Annotated in this window: 18 protein-coding genes and 1 pseudogene; 14 read left to right on the forward strand and 5 right to left on the reverse strand. The window is 63.4% G+C overall.

Annotated elements, in window-relative coordinates; translation table 11 throughout:
• Positions 1 to 14 precede the first annotated feature (14 nt).
• A complete protein-coding gene (locus H0241_RS25955) occupies positions 15 to 884 on the forward strand; it encodes an aldo/keto reductase family oxidoreductase (protein WP_181060689.1) in 870 nt (289 codons plus the stop codon).
• A 214-nt stretch (positions 885 to 1098) separates the two neighbouring features.
• On the opposite strand, the gene H0241_RS25960 is transcribed toward H0241_RS25955, so the two are convergent.
• Complete coding sequence (locus H0241_RS25960; protein ID WP_181060690.1) at positions 1099 to 2160, reverse strand: glycerophosphodiester phosphodiesterase family protein; 1062 nt, start codon at positions 2158 to 2160, stop codon at positions 1099 to 1101.
• Between the two features lie 245 nt (positions 2161 to 2405).
• On the opposite strand from H0241_RS25960, the gene speB reads away from it, so the two are divergent.
• The 3 genes and pseudogenes from speB to H0241_RS25975 all read left to right on the forward strand — a co-directional run.
• Complete coding sequence (gene speB, locus H0241_RS25965; protein WP_142868030.1) at positions 2406 to 3407, forward strand: agmatinase; 1002 nt, start codon at positions 2406 to 2408, stop codon at positions 3405 to 3407.
• 29 nt (positions 3408 to 3436) lie between these two features.
• Complete coding sequence (gene argC / locus H0241_RS25970; RefSeq protein WP_181060691.1) at positions 3437 to 4363, forward strand: N-acetyl-gamma-glutamyl-phosphate reductase; 927 nt, start codon at positions 3437 to 3439, stop codon at positions 4361 to 4363.
• Positions 4364 to 4423: 60 nt separating this feature from the next.
• A pseudogene (locus tag H0241_RS25975) lies at positions 4424 to 4537 on the forward strand (3'-kinase); the annotation flags it as partial.
• 18 nt (positions 4538 to 4555) lie between these two features.
• Here H0241_RS25975 and H0241_RS25980 read toward each other — a convergent pair.
• Positions 4556 to 5647, reverse strand: a complete 1092-nt coding sequence (locus H0241_RS25980; RefSeq protein ID WP_181060692.1) for a COX15/CtaA family protein — start codon at positions 5645 to 5647, stop codon at positions 4556 to 4558.
• 152 nt (positions 5648 to 5799) lie between these two features.
• On the opposite strand from H0241_RS25980, the gene H0241_RS25985 reads away from it, so the two are divergent.
• Positions 5800 to 6015: a DUF2842 domain-containing protein gene (locus tag H0241_RS25985; RefSeq protein WP_181060693.1), complete on the forward strand. Its 216-nt coding sequence runs from the start codon at positions 5800 to 5802 to the stop codon at positions 6013 to 6015.
• A gap of 4 nt (positions 6016 to 6019) precedes the next feature.
• Here H0241_RS25985 and H0241_RS25990 read toward each other — a convergent pair whose 3' ends face one another.
• Positions 6020 to 7078 (reverse strand): polysaccharide deacetylase family protein, encoded by a 1059-nt coding sequence (locus H0241_RS25990; protein ID WP_181060694.1) that lies wholly within the window; start codon positions 7076 to 7078, stop codon positions 6020 to 6022.
• 92 nt (positions 7079 to 7170) lie between these two features.
• Here H0241_RS25990 and H0241_RS25995 point away from each other — a divergent pair, with 92 nt between their 5' ends.
• Positions 7171 to 8400: a GNAT family N-acetyltransferase gene (locus tag H0241_RS25995; RefSeq protein ID WP_181060695.1), complete on the forward strand. Its 1230-nt coding sequence runs from the start codon at positions 7171 to 7173 to the stop codon at positions 8398 to 8400.
• Positions 8401 to 8403: 3 nt separating this feature from the next.
• Here H0241_RS25995 and H0241_RS26000 read toward each other — a convergent pair whose 3' ends face one another.
• Positions 8404 to 9117: a GntR family transcriptional regulator gene (locus H0241_RS26000; RefSeq protein WP_181060696.1), complete on the reverse strand. Its 714-nt coding sequence runs from the start codon at positions 9115 to 9117 to the stop codon at positions 8404 to 8406.
• 262 nt (positions 9118 to 9379) lie between these two features.
• Here H0241_RS26000 and H0241_RS26005 point away from each other — a divergent pair, with 262 nt between their 5' ends.
• The 6 genes from H0241_RS26005 to H0241_RS26030 all read left to right on the forward strand — a co-directional run bounded on the left by H0241_RS26005 (position 9380) and on the right by H0241_RS26030 (position 15202).
• On the forward strand, positions 9380 to 10468 hold the full coding sequence (locus H0241_RS26005) for an ABC transporter ATP-binding protein (protein ID WP_181060697.1): 1089 nt from the start codon (positions 9380 to 9382) through the stop codon (positions 10466 to 10468).
• A 34-nt stretch (positions 10469 to 10502) separates the two neighbouring features.
• Positions 10503 to 11792 carry an ABC transporter substrate-binding protein gene (locus tag H0241_RS26010; protein ID WP_181060698.1) on the forward strand — a complete coding sequence of 430 codons (1290 nt, stop codon included), beginning with the start codon at positions 10503 to 10505 and terminating at the stop codon, positions 11790 to 11792.
• An 89-nt stretch (positions 11793 to 11881) separates the two neighbouring features.
• The gene (locus H0241_RS26015; RefSeq protein ID WP_181060699.1) at positions 11882 to 12793 is read left to right on the forward strand and encodes an ABC transporter permease; all 912 of its coding nucleotides are present in this window, start codon (positions 11882 to 11884) and stop codon (positions 12791 to 12793) included.
• Between the two features lies 1 nt (position 12794).
• Complete coding sequence (locus H0241_RS26020) at positions 12795 to 13613, forward strand: ABC transporter permease (protein ID WP_027049577.1); 819 nt, start codon at positions 12795 to 12797, stop codon at positions 13611 to 13613.
• 2 nt (positions 13614 to 13615) lie between these two features.
• Complete coding sequence (locus tag H0241_RS26025; protein WP_181060805.1) at positions 13616 to 14362, forward strand: aspartate/glutamate racemase family protein; 747 nt, start codon at positions 13616 to 13618, stop codon at positions 14360 to 14362.
• 3 nt (positions 14363 to 14365) lie between these two features.
• Positions 14366 to 15202, forward strand: a complete 837-nt coding sequence (locus tag H0241_RS26030; protein WP_181060700.1) for a GNAT family N-acetyltransferase — start codon at positions 14366 to 14368, stop codon at positions 15200 to 15202.
• A gap of 150 nt (positions 15203 to 15352) precedes the next feature.
• Here the strand turns inward: H0241_RS26030 and H0241_RS26035 are convergent, their stop codons facing one another.
• Positions 15353 to 17560, reverse strand: a complete 2208-nt coding sequence (locus H0241_RS26035) for a GumC family protein (RefSeq protein ID WP_181060701.1) — start codon at positions 17558 to 17560, stop codon at positions 15353 to 15355.
• Positions 17561 to 17825: 265 nt separating this feature from the next.
• On the opposite strand from H0241_RS26035, the gene H0241_RS26040 reads away from it, so the two are divergent.
• Together H0241_RS26040 and H0241_RS26045 are read left to right on the forward strand one after the other, a co-directional pair.
• Positions 17826 to 18389, forward strand: coding sequence for a polysaccharide biosynthesis/export family protein (locus tag H0241_RS26040; protein WP_181060702.1), 564 nt, complete (start codon positions 17826 to 17828; stop codon positions 18387 to 18389).
• 7 nt (positions 18390 to 18396) lie between these two features.
• Positions 18397 to 19527, forward strand: a complete 1131-nt coding sequence (locus H0241_RS26045; RefSeq protein ID WP_181060703.1) for a glycosyltransferase — start codon at positions 18397 to 18399, stop codon at positions 19525 to 19527.
• The last annotated feature ends 72 nt before the right edge of the window (positions 19528 to 19599 follow it).

Below are 19599 nucleotides of genomic sequence, written 5' to 3' on the forward strand. Positions count from 1 at the left end.
CAAAGGAGATCGCCATGTCCACTGTCCAAAAGTCAGGCACATTCACCCTCGGTAGCCACACCGTGAAACGGCTCGGCTATGGCGCCATGCAGCTTGCCGGCCCCCATGTTTTCGGCCCGCCGAAGGACCATGACGCGGCCATAGCGGTGCTGCGCGAAGCGGTGGCGTCGGGGGTCAATCACATCGACACCAGCGACTACTATGGCCCGCATGTCACCAACCAGCTGATCCGCGAAGCGCTGGCCCCCTATCCGCAAGACCTCGTCATCGTCACCAAGATCGGCGCACGGCGCGGCAGCGATGGCTCATGGCTGCCTGCCTATTCGGCCAAGGAATTGGAGCAAGCCGTGCACGATAATCTGAGGAATCTCGGACTTGAGGTGCTGGATGTCGTCAATTTGCGCATCATGTTCGGGATGGGCCCGACCGAGGGCTCGATCGAAGCGCAGCTGACGGCACTCGCCGAGCTGCAACGCAAAGGGCTGGTGCGCCATATCGGGCTGAGCAACGTCACAAGCGCGCAGGTCAAGGAAGGCCGTGGGATCGCCGAGATCGTCTGCGTCCAGAACCATTACAATCTGGCGCACCGGGATGACGACGGATTGATCGACGAGTTGGCGCGCGACGCCATCGCCTACACGCCGTTCTTCCCGCTGGGCGGCTTCAGCCCACTGCAGTCGTCGACCTTGTCGGATGTGGCGGCGAGGCTTGGCACCACGCCGTTGCAGGTTGCGCTCGCCTGGCTGCTCAAGCGCTCGCCGAACATCCTGCTGATCCCGGGGACATCGTCGGTCGGGCATCTGAGGGAGAACCTGGCGGCGGCGGAGCTGGAGCTGTCGGCTGATGTGCTGAACGAATTGGATGGGGTGGCGAAGGCGGCGTGAGATTAGCTAATCTCCCCCCTCGTGGGGGAGATGGCCGGCAGGCCAGAGGGGGGCGCGAAGGATCGCTAACCTCAAAGAACTTGCGATCAACGATGACCTGAAATGTAAGTCGATTGACCTAAACAGTTGACAGGCCGGCGGGACAGCGCCCCCCTCTGCCCTGCCGGGCATCTCCCCCAGTTGGGGGGAGATTGGCAGCGTCAGCCGCCTCGCTCTAATTAATACTCGCCGTGCTTGCCGTATTCGCCGGCTCGGCCGGCTTTGCCTCATCCGCATAAGGCACGCGAAATCCATTTGCCGCCAGCCAGCCAATCGCCGCTTTCGGTTCGTCGGTCTGGATGATGGTGGCGCCGCGTTCGGCCCAAAAGCCGTAGGTCTCGGCCGGCAGGCTGGCCTGCACGGCAAGCTCGTCGCCGCGGCCGCCGGAGAGGAAGCCGCCCGGCTTGTTGACGATGGCGTAGGTGTCCGCCCAGATGTGCCAGCCGCCCCGCACCGACATCGCCCGCATGCGCGTGCTGAATAGCGGACCGCCACTCTCGGTCAGCGTCTCAGCCCCTGCCCGCCAGTTGATCAGTTCGATCACGCCGGGCGCAAACGCCTTGCCGACCTGTTCGGCAAAGGCGGCGTCATGCACCGCGTCATCGGCGATGATCGGCATGAACTGGAAGCCGCCGCCGATGGCGTCCAGCGTCGCCTTGACGGTATCGATCCGCTGCTGGTTCCAGAGGTTTTCCTTGACGATCACCTGCTCGGCCATGCCGAGATCGCGGGCGATGGCGATCATGCCGGGCAGCGCCTGGACATCGAGCTTGTTGTCGAGATTGATCAGGATGCGATCCCTGGTCGCCAGCAGCATTTCGCGCAGCGTGGAAACCGCCTCATTGGTGACGGTACCGGTGCCTTCGACCACCAGCCTGCAGCGCTTGAGTTCGGCCAGCGTGTAGTTGACCACCTCGCCCTTGCAAGTCGTGGTGCGGTCGAGCCAGCTGTCGTGCATGACGACGAATTCGCCGTCCTTCGAGCGCCGGATGTCGACCTCGACGATTTCCGCGCCTATGGCGATCGCGCCCTCGACAGCGGCAAGCGAATTCTCGGCATAGAGCGTCTTGCCGGCCTGCATGCTGCCGGCGCGGTGCGCGGCGACCATGACATGGTCGCGCCATTGGTTGGCATGTTCGAAGCGGTCGAGAATCTGCCGGGCGCGGGTTTCGCTCGCCGAGGCCTGGCCGATGAAGGCGCCAAGTGCTGCGCAAAGCAGAAGGCATATGGTCCGCATCGAGAATCGCTCCTTGCAGGATCGACCCGGGGATAGGCGACGTCAGTGACAGGCCGGTGAACGAAGCCGGCTAGTGGATTGTCGCGCCGCTGCAACAAAGTCGTGCTGAAACCATGCCGGCAGCGCGCCGGAGCGGAATTGAGAAGGCAGCCCGTAGAACGCTACGGCGTTTCGCCAAGCTGTGACTGGCATCTTGCGTGCCGGTTCTGTAGTTGTGGCAGCCCGATGAACAAAGAGGACCCGTAATGGCGAACCAGACCATCGACAACGCCTTCACCGCCCGCTCCAAGACGGGGCCATCCTTCGAGCCTACCTATGCCGGCGCGCTGTCGTTCATGCGGCGCAAATACACCAAGGATGTAAAGGGCGCGGACGCCGTCGTGTGGGGCATTCCCTTTGATGCCGCCGTCACCAACCGGCCGGGCGCGCGCTTTGGGCCGCAGGCGATCCGCCGCGCCTCGGCGATCCTCGACAACGACCCGCAATATCCGTTCTCGCGCGACCTGTTCGAGCATCTGGCCGTTGTCGACTGTGGCGATTGCCTGCTCGATTCGGGCAACCACCAGAAGACGCCCGGCACGATCGAGCGCGAGGCGGCGAAGATCCTGAAATCGGGCGCCTTCCTGTTGTCGCTCGGCGGCGACCATTTCGTCACCTGGCCACTGCTCAAGGCGCATGCCGCCATCCACGGGCCGCTGGCGCTGGTGCAGTTCGACGCCCACCAGGACACCTGGCCGGACGACGGCAAGCGCATTGACCACGGCTCCTTCGTCGGCCGCGCCGTCAATGAAGGCATCATTGATCCCGACCGGTCGATCCAGATCGGCATCCGCACTCATGCGCCCGATACGTTCGGCATCAAGATCCTCTACGGTCACGAGATCGAGGAGATGCGGGCGTCCGATATCGCCTATGCCATCGTCGACCGCACCGGCGGCAGGAAGACCTACCTCACCTTCGACATCGACTGCCTCGACCCGGCCTTCGCGCCCGGCACCGGCACGCCGGTCGCCGGCGGCCCGTCCTCGGCAAAAATCCTGTCGACGCTGCGCCAGCTCGGCCAGGTCGATATTGTCGGCGCCGACGTCGTCGAGGTTGCGCCGGCCTATGATCACGCCGATATAACGGCGATCGCCGGTTCGATGGTAGCCATGCACTATCTCGGCCTTGTGGCCGAACGAAAGGCGCGAGCGGAAGAGCTGAACAACGGCAACCATGGCGCGGCGAACCACGGCCAAGGCATATAGGTTTGAGTTAGCAGGGAATTGACGGGCACATGAAACCGAAAATCTTCATCGACGGCGAACACGGCACCACCGGCCTGCAGATCAGGGCGCTGCTGGCCGAGCGTGGTGACCTCGAGATCATCTCGATCCCGACCGAGCGCCGCAAGGAAACGGCGGCGCGCGCCGACTTCCTCAATGCCGCCGATGTCGCAATCCTGTGCCTGCCGGATGCGGCCGCCAAGGAAAGCGTGTCGCTGATTGCCAACGACACCACCAGGGTGATCGACGCCTCGACGGCGCACCGGGTCGCCGAAGGTTGGGAATATGGCTTTGCCGAACTGGACAAGGGGCAGGCGAAAACCATCGCCAACGCGAAGCGCGTCGCCAATCCCGGCTGCTGGCCGCAAGGGCCGATCGCGACGCTGCGGCCGCTGGTGGCGGCCGGCCTGCTGCCGCCGGATTTCCCGATCACGGTCAACGGCATTTCGGGCTATTCGGGCGGCGGCCGGCCGATGATCGAGGAGTATGTCGCCCAGGGCGAGGATGCCTCGGAATTCCTGCCCTATGGGCTGACCCTGCAGCACAAGCATGTGCCGGAGCTGCGCACCTATGCGAAGCTGTCGCATGATCCGATCATGCAGCCGGCGGTCGGTAATTTCGCGCAAGGCATGATTACGGTGGTGCCGCTGCAGCTCGGCGGCCTCGATTATGTGCCGGCCGGTGCTGACCTGCACGCCGCGATCGCCGACCATTTTGCGGCCATCCAAGGCGGCGTGGTCGAGGTGGCGCCCTACGCGCATATGGAGCGGATGCCGGAGATCAATCCGGAGGTCTATAACGGCACCAACCGCATGAAGGTCTACGTCTTTGCCAATGACGACAGGGCGCAGGCGCTGCTGATTGCCGTCTATGACAATCTCGGCAAGGGCGCCTCGGGTGCGGCCGTGCAGAACATGGACCTGATGCTCGGCCTTTAATTCGGTTGGAGCATGATGTTGCCCGGAAACCGCTTAACACTTTTCGGCATCATGCTCTGAATGGACGCGCCGGCATTTCCAAAGCGCTGGAAGGTCAGCGCGCCCGAACTCATTGACGAGACTTTTTCGAGCCGCATCTGGAAGGTGCAGCGCGAAGATGGTTCGTCGGCCATCGATCCGGAAAGTGCAGGCTCAGCTTCTGACTGATATCTCGTGCGGCAGCGGATAGGCGCCCTTGGTGCCGCGCCAGTGGGCGGCGGCAAATCCCAGCAGGACTAGCGCGAAAGCCTGGTGCGTCAGCGCCATGTGCAGCGGCACCTGCATCAACAGCGTGCCGATGCCGATCGAGGCCTGGAGCAGAACAAGCAGAAACAGCAGCGTCGCACGACGCGCATGCGTGGTGCCGGGCAGGCGCCAGCGGGTCGCGACCATGTGCCAGAGCGCGGCGGCGAATACCGTGTAGGCGCCGAGCCGGTGGACAAACTGCACCGTCTTCGGGTTCTCGAAGAAATTGCGCCAGGCCGGTTCGAGCAGCAGCAGGTCGCTGGGGATGACCTTGCCGTCCATCAACGGCCAGGTGTTGTAGCTGAGGCCGGCATCAAGCCCGGCGACCAGCCCGCCGAGGTAGATCTGGACCAGCGCCAGGAGCACGATGAAACCGGCGAGTCTTTGCGTCGACCGGTCGGCGGCGGGCTCGGAATGCGGCGCCAGCCCGCGAGCGACCACCATGGTTGCGGTGAAGATGAGTGCAGCCAGTGTCAGATGTGTCGCCAGCCGGTACTGGCTGACGGAGACTCGGTCGACCAGACCGGAAGCCACCATCCACCAGCCGATGGCGCCTTGCAGGCCGCCGAGCAGCAGAATGCCGAGCAACTTTGGCCCAAGGCCGCGCTCGATGCGGCGCGTCGCCCACAAGACCAGCAGCGGCAAGCCGAAGACCAAGCCGACACTGCGCGCCAGGATACGGTGGGCCCATTCCCACCAGAAGATCGACTTGAAGGCGTCGAGGCTCATGCCCTTGTTGAGCTCGGCATATTGCGGGATTTTTTGGTAGAGTTGGAATTCCTCTTGCCACTCGGCGTCGTTGAGCGGCGGAATCACACCGTGGATCGGCTTCCATTCGGTGATCGACAGGCCAGAATTGGTGAGCCTGGTGGCGCCGCCTACCAGCACCAGCGCAAACAGCACAAGAAGCACGACATAGAGCCAGCCGCGCACCAGCGCCCGGTTGTACAGGGCGCGGTCGCGATCGATGTAGGGCGCGGCAGCTGATATCGCAGCCATGGATCTGTCCCGGCAGGTTGACGTGGCGAAGTGGTGAACCATCGCAACCCGGCTGACAAGACCGGACGGCGCGGCACGCCGTCGCGCCGCAAGTCACAGGTTGCACAGGCGCCCGCTTGGGCCTAAGCGAAGGCGATCAACGAGAACGCCTCATGCCCATCCGCCTGAAAAAGCTGATCGGAACCTTCCTGCTGGTGGCGCTGGTCATCATTTATGCGCTGGTCGCGTCGATCATAGCGGTGGCGCAGCTGTCGCAATCCGGCCCGCTGGTGCATTTCCTGTTCTTCCTGTTCAGCGGCCTGTTCTGGGTGCTGCCGGCGATGGGCATCATCAAATGGCTGATCCTGGAGCCGCGGCCGAAGGGCTGAAGCGCTAGATCGTGACCACCATCTTGCCGGCATTGGCCAGCGGCGTCGTCACCCCTGACAGCATGGTGCGGATGTGGGCGACGCTCTGGTAGCGGCCATTGACCGAGATACGCGGCAGCGCGTGCAGGAAGCCGGCATGCTCGGCATGCAACACACCATGTCGGGTCGTCACCGCCGAGGCGTAGCCGGCGTCGCGGGCAAAGCCCACTTCGCGGCAGCCGACAGCGCTGGCATAGCCATAGGGGTAAGCGAGATGGCGCGGCTCTTCGCCGAGCTGCGCCTGCAGCTGGCGCCTGACGTCGCCGATCTCATGGCGCGCGTCGGCTTCGTCGAGCCGCTTCAGATTGCGATGGTTGACCGTATGGGCGCCGATCGTCACCAGCCTGTGCCCGGCCATGGCGCGTATATCGTCCCAGGTCATCAGCGTGCTTGAGCGCAAGCCATCGAGTTCGATGCCGTTCGAGCGCGCGAGATCGCGCAGTACGGCGCGCTGATCCTCCTCGCGCACCTCGAGCGTCAGGTAGGCGTGCAGGCGCGCATTGGCCTGGAGTTTCTTGCCGTGGGTCGAGCAGTCAATCGTCAATGGCCCCTTCGGTGTCGCCAGCGTCAGCCGGTCGCGCGCGTTGACGATGTCCTCGACGACGTCCCACCACAAATCCGCACTGCCGTCGATCAGACCCGGCGCGACGTATATGGTGATCGGCGCGTCGTGCTTTTCCAGCACCGGCAGCGCCTCCGTCATGTTGTCGCGATAGGCGTCGTCAGCGGTGATGCTGGCGAACTGGCCGTCCTTGCCGCCGGCCTTGATGCGTTCGATCGCCTCGTCGAGCGTGACGAAGGCGTACCCCCTCGCCTTCATATCGGCGACGAGAGCGTCGAGGAATCGCGGAGCGATGTTGAGGTGGCGGTTGACGCCGTCGGGCTTCTCCGGCGTGGCGGTGACCCGATGCAACATGAGGATGGCGCCGATGCCGCCGACAAAGGGCTTGGCCAGCGGTGCGAGGCCGGTAAAGCGGGCGATGTTAAGCGCCAGTTTCCGAACTACCTCCCCGCCGTCGATCATTCATTCACCTTTTGCGCCTAGGCTCGATCCAAGCACGGAACGCGCCGACGCGAACTCCCTGATCGCGACGAATACGCCTTAAGGATTGAGGTATGGTTGACGCCACCGCGTCATTTGACGGCAATCGACTCGCCGCAAGCAAGGCGTCCGCGCGCGCACCGGCTGCCGACCAGACCAGCCAGTCGGTGTCGATCGCCGACGCTGCCGCACTCGCTTCTTATGGCGAATTCTGCGGTTCGGCGCTGTTTGCGCCGGCGCAGAGCGCTGAATGGGTCCGCGCCTGGACGGCGCAGGCCAATCCCGATGCCGTCATCGCCACGCTGAAAATCGAGGACAGGCCGGTCTTTGCACTGGCACTAGAAATCACGCGAACTGGTCCATTCCGCGTTGCCCGCTTCATGGGTGGACGCCACGCCAACGGCAATTTCGCCACCGCCGATCCAGCATGGCTGGCAAAGACCGATGCCGGGGCGATCCGCAGGCTGGTGACGGCGATCGGCAAGGCGCGTCCCGATATCGACCTTGTAGCGCTGGAAAGGCTGCTGCCCGACCTTGATGGCGTTGCCAATCCGCTCGCGACATTCTCCAATTTTGCGAGCCCCAATCTGTCGCTTGCTGTCGATCTGGCCGGAGGTTTTGATGCCTTGCTCGCCCGCGCGAGCGGCAAGCGCAAGCGCAAAAAGCACCGTTCGCAGACGCGCAAGTTCGAGGCTGTCGGCAGTCATCGCCGCATCGAAGCACGGACCCCCGAAGACGTGAACAGGCTGCTTGACGCCTTCTTCGAGATGAAGGAATTCCGCTTCCGCAAAATGGGCATCGCCAATGTCTTTGGTGAGCCGGAGGTGCGCGCGTTCTTCCGCGCCCTGTTCGCCGGCGCGCTCACCGAAGAAAAGCCGTCCTTCGTGCTGCATGGGCTTGAGGTCGCCGGCAAGCTGCGCGCCATCACCGGCTCGAGCCGCTCGGGCAAACGGTTGATTTGCGAATTCGGAGCCATTGCCGAGGACGATCTCGGCCACACCAGCCCCGGCGATTTCCTGTTCTTCGACAACATCCAGGAAGCCTGCGAGACAGGTTTTGAAGTCTATGATTTCTCGGTCGGCGACGAGCCCTACAAGCGGCTCTGGTGCGATATCGAGAGCCAGCATTTCGAGGTGCTGGTGCCCCTGACGCTGAAGGGACACGCCCTTGCGTCGGCGCTTCGGCAAGGCGCGCGGGCGAAAGCCTTCATCAAGAATAACCCGACGGTCTGGAAGCTGACCAAGATGCTGCGCCGCAAGGCTGCGGGACAGGCAGCGCCCGCGGCTACGGAAGACGAAAACTAGCCGTCAAAACTTCAGAGCCTCGCGGAGCGCTGGACCGGCCCTGACTCGCAGGTCGAGATCAGCCTCGATGTGGTCGATATGGTGCAGCATCAGCCGGCTTGCCAAGCCGGAGTCGCCGCTCTCCACCGCGCCGACAATTTCCGTGTGCTCGCTGTGCCCGCAGGCCGACACGCCAGACCGTCCGTAAAGGGCGATGACCAGCGACGAACGCGCCACCAGTTCCTCCATGAAGCGCTGGAGAATGGCATTGCCGGCGACGGAGGCGAGCAGCAGGTGGAAATCGCCTGATGCCTTGATTTCTGAGCGCCGAGCGGTCGGTCCGCGCTCGGCGATGAAGCGGCCCTCCTCGTCGAGTTGCGCCCGGAACGCTGCGATATCGGTGGCTGTGACCCGCCCGCAAGCAGCGATCGCGATGCCCGGCTCGATCAGCCGGCGGGAGGCGAACACCTGGCGGGCTTCCTCGGGCGACGGGTTGGCAACGAAGGCGCCGCGGTTTCGCTCGATACGCACCAACCCCTCGAAGGACAGCATCTGCAGCGCCGCGCGCGCGACGGTGCGCGACACGTCAAACAGCGTGCCGACCTCGCCTTCCGAAAGCTTGGTGCCTGGCGCCAGCCGACGGTCGACGATGGCGTCGCGCAGATTGTCGCGGATCGCCTGGGCGCGATCCTGATTGGCGCTATCGGCTGCGGAATAGATCTGATCGGCAATGTTCATGGCGATGATGTTCCCGGCCTCTTCTAGCGCGACTCGTCCGCGCCGCACGAGAGGCAAAGTGGACACGAAGGCAAAAATAATTGCATACGATTCTTGTGCAGATCGCGCACAATCGCCCATAATTTGTGCAATGCACAAGCCAGCCAATCAGATAGGCAACAATCCGGTATCCTGATTTTTCAGACAATTCAATTGCTTGGCCGCTCGCCCCCGAACTGGCACGCATGATGCTTTGATTAATGCGACCAAACGAGGAACCTGGATGTCCAAAGCCGCCGAGATCGACATCGTGTCCGTTTCGAAAGTTTACGGAATGACGACCGCCGTCGAGGCCATCAGCCTGAAGATACCGGCAGGCACCTATTGCTGCCTGCTGGGTCCCTCCGGCTGCGGCAAGACCTCGACGCTGCGCATGATCGCCGGGCATGAAAGCATTTCATCGGGCGATGTCCGCCTCGGCAACACCGTCGTCACCGACCTGCCGCCGGCAAAGCGTGGCACGGCGATGATGTTCCAGTCCTATGCACTGTTCCCGCATCTCGACCTTGTCGACAATGTAGCCTTCAGCCTGAAGATGAAGGGCGTCGACAAGGAGCAGCGCCGCGCCAAGGCACTCGACATGCTCAAGCTGATGCAGATGGAGGCCTATGCGACGCGCCGGCCTGCGCAGCTTTCCGGCGGCCAGCAGCAGCGCGTGGCGCTGGCCCGCGCGCTGATCACCGATCCCGAGGCGCTGCTGCTCGATGAGCCGCTGTCGGCGCTCGACCCGTTCCTGAAGATACGCATGCGCGCCGAACTGAAGAAATTGCAGACCTCGCTCGGCATAACCTTTGTCCACGTCACCCACAGCCAGGAGGAGGCCATGGCCTTGGCGGACCTGATCGTGGTGATGAATGACGGCCGCATCGAACAGGCCGCCCCCCCGCGCGAGGTGTTCGAGCGGCCGGCCACCGCCTTCGTCGCGCGCTTCATGGGCGACCACAATGTCATATCCGGCCGGGTCACCTGCGAGCGCGACGGCATGGTCGTATTCGACGTCAATGGCGGCGGCTCGCTCGCTGCCTGCGGACGAGGCCAGGAAGCGGGAGCCTCGATCGACATCGCGATCCGCACCGACCATGTGCGCATCGGCGAGCCACCCTCGCCCGGCCTCGGCTTCACCGGCATCGTCTCCAACATCGAATATCGCGGCGCCACGGTGAAGCTGTCGATCACCGGCGCCGGTATCGACGATTTCACCGTCATCATCGACGACTCCGACTTCTTCGCCCGACCCGTCGCTCTTGGCGACGCCGTACCGCTCGCGTGGGATTCCGAGGACGCCATCGTCCTCGGGCGCATTCATTCATGAATTCAACGAAGCAAAACAAAACAGGGGAATAAGCATGACAAACACTATAGAAACCAAGACTGGCATTTCGCGCCGCTCGCTGCTCAAGACGGGTGCCGCCGCCGTCGGCCTCGCCGCAGGTTCGGGCGTCATCCCAGGCTTCCCGACCATCTGGGCGCAGTCCAACATCACGCTGCGCCAGTTCGGCACCGGCGTGTCGAACCTGAATGCCATTGCCGACAAGTGCAAGGCCGACCTCGGCATCACGCTGGAAATGACGGCGACCGATTCCGATGCCGCAGCCCAGCGCGCCGTGACCCAGCCCGACAGCTACGACATCGCCGACATCGAATACTGGATCTGCAAGAAGGTGTTCCCGAGCGGCGTGCTTCAGCCGATGGATGTCAGCAAGTTGAAATACTACGACGAGCTGGTGCCGCTGTTCAAAACCGGCAAGCTGACTGCGGATAGCGTCATCGCCCAGGGCACCGCGCCGCACACCGTCGGCTATGTCGAGGCGCAGGACTCAAAGACCTTCGCCAAGGCGCCGACCAACTGGTTCACCATGGTGCCCACCATCTACAACGCCGATACATTGGGCATCCGGCCCGACCTCGTCGGCCGCGACATCACCACCTGGGCCGACATCATGGACCCGGCCTTCAAGGGCAAGACAGCTATCCTCAACATTCCGTCCATCGGCATCATGGATGCGGCCATGATCATGGAGGCCACCGGCAACATCAAATATGCCGACAAGGGCAACATGACCAAGGAAGAAATCGACAAGACGATCGACTTCCTGATCAAGGCCAAGCAGGCCGGCCAGTTTCGTGCGTTCTGGAAGTCGTTCGACGAGAGCGTCAACCTCATGGCATCGGGCGAAGTGGTCATCCAGTCGATGTGGTCACCGGCCGTCGCTGCCGTGCGCTCCAAGGGCATCGCCTGCCGCTTCCAGCCGCTCAAGGAAGGCTACCGCTCATGGGGCGGCGGCCTTGGCCTTGCCGCCCATCTCAAGGGCGCCGAGCTCGACGCGGCCTACGAATACATCAACTGGTATACGTCAGGCTGGGTTGGCGGCTATCTGAATCGCCAAGGCTACTACTCGGCCAATATGGTCTCGGCCAAGAAGTTCATGTCCGAGGACGAATGGGGCTACTGGATCGAGGGCAAGCCCGCCAAGGGCGAGATCAAGGCACCGGATGGCACCGTCATGGAAAAGGCCGGCGCCGTGCGCGACGGCGGCTCGTTCGAAGAACGCATGGGCAAGGTCGCCTGCTGGAACTCGGTCATGGACGAGGACCGCTACATGGTTAAGCGCTGGAATGAGTTTATCGCGGCGTAAGGGAACAGCCAGCGCCCCTCCTCTACCCCTTCTCCCGTTTCTGGGAGAAGGGGCCCCGCTCAGGCCGCATCGCCAACCCGAGAGCATTGATGACAGTCGCGCTTGAACGCCCCGCCATCGCCGCCGCTAATCCCAGCAAGCGCCGCCGCTTCTCGCACGGTGCCGTCACGCCCTATTTGCAGTCAGCGCCGCTGGCGCTCATCCTCGGTGCGTTCCTGCTTCTACCCATCATCATGATCGTCGTCGTTTCCTTCTGGGACTACGACTTCGCCGCCATGTATCCGGATTTGCTGACCACCAACTATTCCGACGTGCTTGGCTCCTGGGTGACGTGGAAGACCTATCTCAACACCATCAAATTCGCTGCCATCGTCTGGGCGCTGACCTTGTTCATCGGCTTCTGGGTAGCCTATTTCCTGGCCTTCCACATCCGCACTACGGCCATGCAGATGGTGCTGTTCCTGGTCTGCACCGTGCCGTTCCTGACTTCCAACATCATCCGCATGATCTCGTGGATCCCGGTTCTTGGCCGCAACGGGCTGATCAACTCGACGCTGGTGCATATGGGGCTGGTGCCGAAGCCGATCGAATGGCTGCTCTATTCGGAATTCGCCGTGGTGCTGGCCATGGTGCATCTCTACACGCTGTTCATGGTGACGCCGATCTTCAACACGTTGATGCGCATCGATCGCTCGCTGGTCGAGGCCGCGCGCGATGCCGGCGCGTCCGGCTGGCAGGTGCTATGGAACGTCATCATCCCCCTGGCCAAGCCCGGCATGGCGATCGGCACCATCTTCGTCGTCACGCTGGTGATGGCCGATTTCTCCACCGTGCAGGTGATGTCGGGCGGCCAGAGCGCGTCGGTCGCATTGATGATGAAGAACCAGATGTCGCTGCTGCAGTATCCCGCAGCCGCCGCCAATGCCGTGGTGTTGCTGGTGTTGGTGCTGTTGATGGTCGCCGGCATCCTGCGCATCGTCGACATCCGCAAGGAGCTTTGAGGTGAGCCACGAAAAACGCACCTTCGAATTCTATGTGCTTGCGGCCTTCTTCACTCTGTTCGTCCTGTTCCTCTATGGCCCGCTGTCGGCGATCCTGATCCTTTCTTTCCAAGGCGAGACCGGCGGCCTCACCTTCCCGCTCAATGGCGTGTCGCTGCACTGGTTCGCCAACCTGTTCGAGCGCCAGGCGGTCGGCGATTTCGGCGGCAGCTTCAAGCGCTCGCTCGTGCTCGGCCTGATGGTGATGATCGTCACCGTCGTCGTGTCGCTGCTGGCAGGGCTCGCTTTCCGGCAAAAATTTCGTGGCGCCACCGCGTTGTTCTACCTGGCGGTCGCCAGCCTCGTCGTACCCTCGATCATCATATCGTTGGGCATCGGCGTGGTCTTCCAGCAGGTCGGCTTCCGCCCGGCCTGGTACACGTCAGCCTTCGGCGCGCACCTGACCTGGACCTTGCCCTTCGGCGTGCTCATCATGTTCGCCGTCTTCAACCGCTTCTCGCCCGCCTATGAGGAAGCCGCGCGTGACCTGGGCGCCAACTCCTGGCAGACCTTCGCGCATGTCGTGCTGCCGATGATCGCGCCGAGCCTGATTGGCGTCGGCCTGTTCGGCTTCACGCTGTCCTATGACGAGTTCGCCCGCACGCTGATGACGTCGGGCACCTTCAACACGCTGCCGCTCGAGATCTACGGCATGACCACCAATGTCACGACGCCGGTGCTCTACGCACTGGGCACGGTGACCACCGTGTTCTCCTTCCTGGTGATCCTGGCCACACTGGGCGCCATCCTCTATGTCGGCCGCAGGCGGGCCAGGGTTTGATTGTGCAGATACTGGTGGTGAACCCCAACACGACGGCGAGCATGACTGATACGATCGCGGCAGCGGCGCGCGGCGTCGCCGGCGCCTTGACCGAGGTGATCGCGGTCACCTCCTCGATGGGTCCGGCCTCGATCGAGGGCTATTATGACGAGGCATTGGCCGTGCCCGGCCTTTTGATGGAGATCGCTGCCGGCGAACGGGCCGGGGCGCAGGCCGCCATCATCGCCTGCTTCGACGATACGGGCCTGGATGCGGCACGCGCCATGGCCTCCATTCCGGTCATCGGCATCTGTGAGGCCGCACTCAGTGTCGCCTCGTACATTGCCCAGCGCTTCACAGTCGTAACGACCACCGAACGCTCGCGTGTCCCTGTCGAGGGGCTGGTGCAGCGCTACGGCATGGCCGGTCGCGCCCGCGTACGCGCCGCCGACATTGCGGTCCTTGCACTTGAAGATCCGGCGTCGGGCGCCGTCGAGAAACTGCGCGGCGAGATTGCCCGTGCGATTGAGGAGGACCGCGCGGAGGCCATCGTCCTCGGCTGCGCCGGCATGGCCGACCTCGCCCACCAATTGCAGGAGGAGTTCGACCTGCCGGTCATCGACGGCGTCGGCGCGGCGGTCAAGCAGGCCGAGGCGCTGATCGCCTTGGGGCTGTCGACCTCGAAGCGCGGTGCCTATGCCAGCCCGCTGGCCAAGTCCTACCGCGGCGTGCTGAAATCCTTCTCGCCCGGGACTATCGCCGCGGAGTGAGCCATGAAGCCGACCATCCGTGCGCTGTCACTGCAAGAACTGGCCGTTCTAATCGACTGGGCGGCCGCCGAAGGCTGGAACCCTGGCCTTGACGATGCCACCGCGTTTCAGCCAACCGACCCTGAAGGCTTCATCGGCGCCTTTGTCGGCAACGAGTTGGTCGCAGCCATATCGGCTGTCGCCTATGGCAGCAATTTCGGTTTCATCGGTCTCTACATCTGCCGACCAGATGTGCGCGGCCAAGGCCATGGCAAAGCGGTCTGGAGCGTCGGCATGGCCAGGCTGGCCGGCCGAACGGTCGGCCTCGACGGCGTCGCGGCGCAGTTGGCTAACTACCGGCGTAAGGGATTCAGGCCAGCTTACGAAACCATCCGCTTCAGCGGCCGTACCGCGGCCCCGCCCGTCCGAAGCGAAGGGGTGCGCATGATAACCACGCAACTCGTGCCCGACATCATCGCCTATGACGCCCGCTGTTTCCCCGCACCTCGGCGAGCCTTCCTGCACCGTTGGGCACAGCCACCGCATTGCGGGTTCGCCGCGATCAGTCCACGCGGTACTATAGGTTACGCCGTGGCTCGTCCCTGCCGTTCGGGTTACAAGATCGGCCCGCTGTTTGCCGACGACACCGAGACCGCGATGCAACTCTTGGGCGGTCTGGCTGGTGCATGCGAAGGCGGCGACCTGCATATCGACGTTCCAGCCGACAATATCGATTTCACTACGGCGCTTGCAGCGATTGGTTTCAGGCCGACCTTCACCACCACCCGCATGTACAAAGGCCCGCCTCCGAAGATCGACTCGCGCCGAATATTTGGCGTGACGACCCTGGAGTTAGGGTAGATTCCGGCGCAGCCTGACAGGCTTGGCCAGGCGCTTGCGCTTCTTCACACCGCGCAGCTGACAGCTTTGGTTTTTGGGAGCCGGCGCGCAATGGACGATCGACTCTGCAAGAAACTGGTGGGCGCCGCCTAAGTAGAATTGTCTGATGTCTCAGGCGGCGCTACGTCGTCCCGGCACGGGGTTTCCCGGCGTCTCATGGCCTACCGGCGTCACCAGCGTGAGGTCGGGATAGCCGCTTTCGATCAGCTTGACGGCGGCCTGCGCCACCTCATCGTCCGCTTGCAGCATGGAGAGAAAAACCTCGGTGCTGTCGCCGACCAGTCGGCTGATACCGTGCGCGTCGGCCGGTCCGCATTCGACAATGACCAGATCATAGGCGGTGGTCAGCGACTGCATGATGATCGGCAGCCGGTCGGCGGCGCGCATGGCGCGGACCGGGTCGGCGGTGCCGACGGGAACGACATGGCAGTCCGAATAGAGGTCGGCGTGGATGACGTCGCTGAACTGCGCTTCCGAAGCCAGCAGATTGGTGATGCCGGGGAAAAGCCCGCTGTCCAGCATCGGCCGCGAGGCCGCACCCGATGCGGTCAGGTCGAGCAGCAGCACGCGCAGGCCGGCGTCGGAGACTTCGCGCGCCACCAGCACCGCCGAGGCGGCTGCCTCATCGCCCTCAGGCGACACGAAGATGGCACGCGCCGCGCCGCTGGCGATCAGCTTTTCCGCGGCCTTCTCGACATCGATCTCACCAAGGCTGGAGCGCATCGGTTCGGCGTCCACAACCGCTGCTTCTTCCAGCGCTGCGGGAGCCGGCTCGGGCTCAGGCTTGGGCTCCAGCTCGGACTCCATGTCCGCGCGCCGATCTTCCACTTCCTCGGTCGCAGCCGCCGCCGATTCCGGCTCAACGGCGGGCGCCGACATGGCCGGCATCGCAACCTGTTCGATGCGCTCCAAGCGAGCGCCGGGGGCCGGACGCATGGCGCGGCCCGAAAACAGCTCCTGCAAGAGCGTAATGATCGACATCAGCAACAGCGAGCCGACGAAAGCAGCGCCAACGATCGGGACAAGTTTGGGGAAATAGGGCTCCGACGGCACGCGCGCCGCGGAAAACACACTGGCATCGACCGGCAGATAGTTCTTGCGCGAGGACACTTCGCGAAAACTTGTCATATAGGATTCAAGCTGCTGGCGCCGGACGTTCGCCTCACGCTGCAGCGCATCCAGCTGGACCTGCTCCTCGCCGGCGCGCGACGACGCCGCCTTCAGCTTGTTGACGTCCGAGATGAGCTGGTTTTCGCGCGCCTGGGCGGTCTGCGCCTGCGTCAGCAACCCGCGCATGACCTTTTGCGCCTCGATGCGGATCTGGCCGTCGAGATCGGCCAACTGCGACCTCAGCGCCCGCAGGCGCGGGTGGTTGTCGAGCAAGGTGGTGGAAAGATCGGCGATGTTGGTCCTGAGCTCGATCTGACGCTCACGCAACCGCTGGATCAGATCGGAAGACAGCACTTCGGGTACAGCGTCCAGCGAGCCGCCGTTCTGCAGGGCCTGGCGGACCCTTTCGGCCGTCGCCTCGGCCGAGGCGCGGTTGGCGCGCACACGCGACAGTTCGGTCGACAATTCGGACAATTGCTGTGTCGCCAGCACCGAATTGTTGCCGCCCATCAACAGGTCCGACTGGGCGGAACGGAAGGCCGCGACCTTGGCCTCGGCATCCCTCACCTGCTTCTGCAACTCGTCGATCTCCGGCCCCAGGAAGGCGGTCGCGGCGGCGTTGGACTTGGTCTTTGCATCCGCCTGGTAGGCCAGGTAGGCCTTGGCGATGGCATTCGGGATTTTGGCGGCAAGCTCGGGATCTTCCGAGGAAAATTCGACGGCGATGGCGCGCGTCTTTTCCACGCCATAGACATTGAGCTTGTCGCGCATCTTCTGCAGCACGCGCTCATCGAGCGGGATCTCTCCCGGATCGCTTTTCAGGCCAGCAGTGACCAGAAGCCAGCTCACCGGCGACATGTCGAGCGCATCGTTGAACTCGGGCTTGTCGCCCAGATTCAGATCTTCAGCCACCTTATTGAGAATGTCGGACGAGGAAATGACCTGAACCTCGGTTGCTACACCTTCCGCATCGAGCACAGGTTTGTCGTCTTCATTGGTGCCGGCAGGCCGCGTATAGGACGATTCGTTCAGCTGGATTTTCAGTTGCGTCGTCGCCTTGTAGTGCGGCGTAGCAAGCCATGCGAAGGCGAAGGCGAGACCGGTAACGATGAGCGTGACCACAAGGATGCGCAGCCAGTTCCTCGCCAGACTGGCGAAGAGCTGTCTCAGGTCGATATCGACATCTGCGGCCGCGGACTGAACGGACATGCATTCCTGCTCCGGAACATGAGTCTAGTAAGTACCGTAAACAACTATGGTAACTCAGGTGTTAAGATGGCGGTAAGCAGCCGTTAGGGTTTGCTGATAGGCGGTAAACAAAGCCAGCAAAACTATACGGCTTTTTGTCGATTGCCGCCAAATCGGCCGCATCCCTTTACCGGCCATTAACCCTAACAGGATGATAACAAACTCAGATCCTTAAGGTTTGCCGCCGCGCCATGGCGGCCACAGCGACGAAGGTGTGTGTCCGATCATGAAAAGCGCTGCTGGTCTGTTCCGCGCTCTGCTGGCCGTGTCGATGCTCGCCGGCTGCTCCAGCTACCGGCCGACGCCGGCGGCCTTCCACGAAGTGCTCGACCAGCCCTACCGGCTCGGCGCCGGCGACCGTGTCCGCGTCACCGTGTTCGAGCAGGACGGGCTGACCAACACCTACAGCGTCGACCAGTCCGGCTACATGTCCTTTCCGCTGGTCGGCGCGGTGCCGGCACGCGGCCACACGGCCCAGCAGCTGGAAAAAGAGCTCGCCGACAAATTGCGCCAGGGCTACCTGCGCGACCCCGACGTGTCGGTCGAGATCGACCGCTACCGGCCGATCTTCGTCATGGGCGAAGTGGGCGCGGCCGGCCAGTATTCCTATGTGCCGGGGCTTACCGTACAGAAGGCGATTGCGATTGCCGGCGGTTTCTCGCCGCGCGCCAACCAGGAAAGCGTCGACATCACCCGCGACATCAACGGCAAGGTGATGACCGGACGGGTGGTCACCTCCGATCCACTGCTGCCCGGCGATACCGTCTACGTTCGCGAACGCCTGTTCTGACATCAACGTGGCGGACCAGCTCAGGATCGTCCACTGCTTTCGCTCACCCGTCGGCGGGATCTTCCGGCATGTGCGCGATCTGACGGAGGCGCAGCTCGCCGCCGGGCACGTCGTCGGCATCGTCTGTGATTCGACCACAGGCGGCGAATACGAGGAACGCCTGTTCGATCAGATGAAGGACAGCCTGGCGCTGGGTATCCATCGCACACCAATGCAGCGCCATGTCGGACCGGGCGACCTCGCCTCGGCCTGGCGCACCTATCGAATCATCAAGGAATTGCGGCCGGACGTGTTGCATGGGCACGGCGCCAAAGGTGGCGCCTATGCCCGTCTGTTCGGCTCATTGTTGCGGGTATCAAGGTCTCGCGTAGCCCGCCTTTATTCGCCGCATGGTGGCTCCCTCCACTATGACGAAACGACGACCACCGGAAAGCTGTTCTTCGCGCTGGAGCGCCTCATGGCGCGCTTCACCGACTGCCTGCTGTTCGTCTCAGACTATGAGCGGCGGACCTACCGCAGGAAGGTCGGCGAGCCGCCGATCCCGAACACGCTGGTATATAACGGCCTGCGCGCCGCCGAGTTCGAGCCGGTGGTCACACAGCCCGACGCAGCCGACCTGCTCTACATCGGCATGATGCGTGACCTCAAAGGCCCGGACATCTTCATCGAAGCGCTGGCGCTGGCCGGCACGCGGCTCGAGCGTCGCTTGACCGCAGTCATGGTCGGCGACGGCGACGACCTGCCACGCTACCACACGCAGGTGAAACGGCTGGGGCTGGAAAAACAGGTTCGCTTCCTGCCGCCAATGCCAGCCAGGGACGCCTTTGCACTGGCCGATCTCGTGGTCGTGCCGTCGCGCGCGGAAGCCATGCCCTATATCGTGCTGGAGACGCTGGCCGCCGGCAGGCCGATGATCGCCACCGCCGTCGGCGGCATACCCGAAATCTTCGGTGAGGGCTCCCCTGCCCTGATCCGTCCCGATCCGCGCCAACTCGGCGACAAGATGGGCGAGGCGCTACGCGACCTCGACGCCTACCGGGGCGCCATGCCCGATATCGTGAGCCTCAAGGCGCGATTCGGCGCCGATGTGATGGCCGCCGACATCGAAAAGGCCTATTTCGCCGCGCTCAGCAAATAGACGACCTCCCAAAACCACAAGTTGTCTCAAGGTTTTTTTAGCTCTCTTCTGCTATGGTCATGGCGGAAGCTT

The sequence above is a fragment of the Mesorhizobium neociceri genome, from assembly GCF_013520985.1.
GTDB lineage: Bacteria > Pseudomonadota > Alphaproteobacteria > Rhizobiales > Rhizobiaceae > Mesorhizobium > Mesorhizobium neociceri.

Coding starts and splice junctions, on each gene's coding strand:
- H0241_RS25955 (WP_181060689.1), top strand. CDS start 15: ATGTCCACTGTCCAAAAGTCAGGCACATTCACCCTCGGTAGCCACACC.
- H0241_RS25960 (WP_181060690.1), bottom strand. CDS start 2,160: ATGCGGACCATATGCCTTCTGCTTTGCGCAGCACTTGGCGCCTTCATC.
- speB (WP_142868030.1), top strand. CDS start 2,406: ATGGCGAACCAGACCATCGACAACGCCTTCACCGCCCGCTCCAAGACG.
- argC (WP_181060691.1), top strand. CDS start 3,437: ATGAAACCGAAAATCTTCATCGACGGCGAACACGGCACCACCGGCCTG.
- H0241_RS25980 (WP_181060692.1), bottom strand. CDS start 5,647: ATGGCTGCGATATCAGCTGCCGCGCCCTACATCGATCGCGACCGCGCC.
- H0241_RS25985 (WP_181060693.1), top strand. CDS start 5,800: ATGCCCATCCGCCTGAAAAAGCTGATCGGAACCTTCCTGCTGGTGGCG.
- H0241_RS25990 (WP_181060694.1), bottom strand. CDS start 7,078: ATGATCGACGGCGGGGAGGTAGTTCGGAAACTGGCGCTTAACATCGCC.
- H0241_RS25995 (WP_181060695.1), top strand. CDS start 7,171: ATGGTTGACGCCACCGCGTCATTTGACGGCAATCGACTCGCCGCAAGC.
- H0241_RS26000 (WP_181060696.1), bottom strand. CDS start 9,117: ATGAACATTGCCGATCAGATCTATTCCGCAGCCGATAGCGCCAATCAG.
- H0241_RS26005 (WP_181060697.1), top strand. CDS start 9,380: ATGTCCAAAGCCGCCGAGATCGACATCGTGTCCGTTTCGAAAGTTTAC.
- H0241_RS26010 (WP_181060698.1), top strand. CDS start 10,503: ATGACAAACACTATAGAAACCAAGACTGGCATTTCGCGCCGCTCGCTG.
- H0241_RS26015 (WP_181060699.1), top strand. CDS start 11,882: ATGACAGTCGCGCTTGAACGCCCCGCCATCGCCGCCGCTAATCCCAGC.
- H0241_RS26030 (WP_181060700.1), top strand. CDS start 14,366: ATGAAGCCGACCATCCGTGCGCTGTCACTGCAAGAACTGGCCGTTCTA.
- H0241_RS26035 (WP_181060701.1), bottom strand. CDS start 17,560: ATGTCCGTTCAGTCCGCGGCCGCAGATGTCGATATCGACCTGAGACAG.
- H0241_RS26040 (WP_181060702.1), top strand. CDS start 17,826: ATGAAAAGCGCTGCTGGTCTGTTCCGCGCTCTGCTGGCCGTGTCGATG.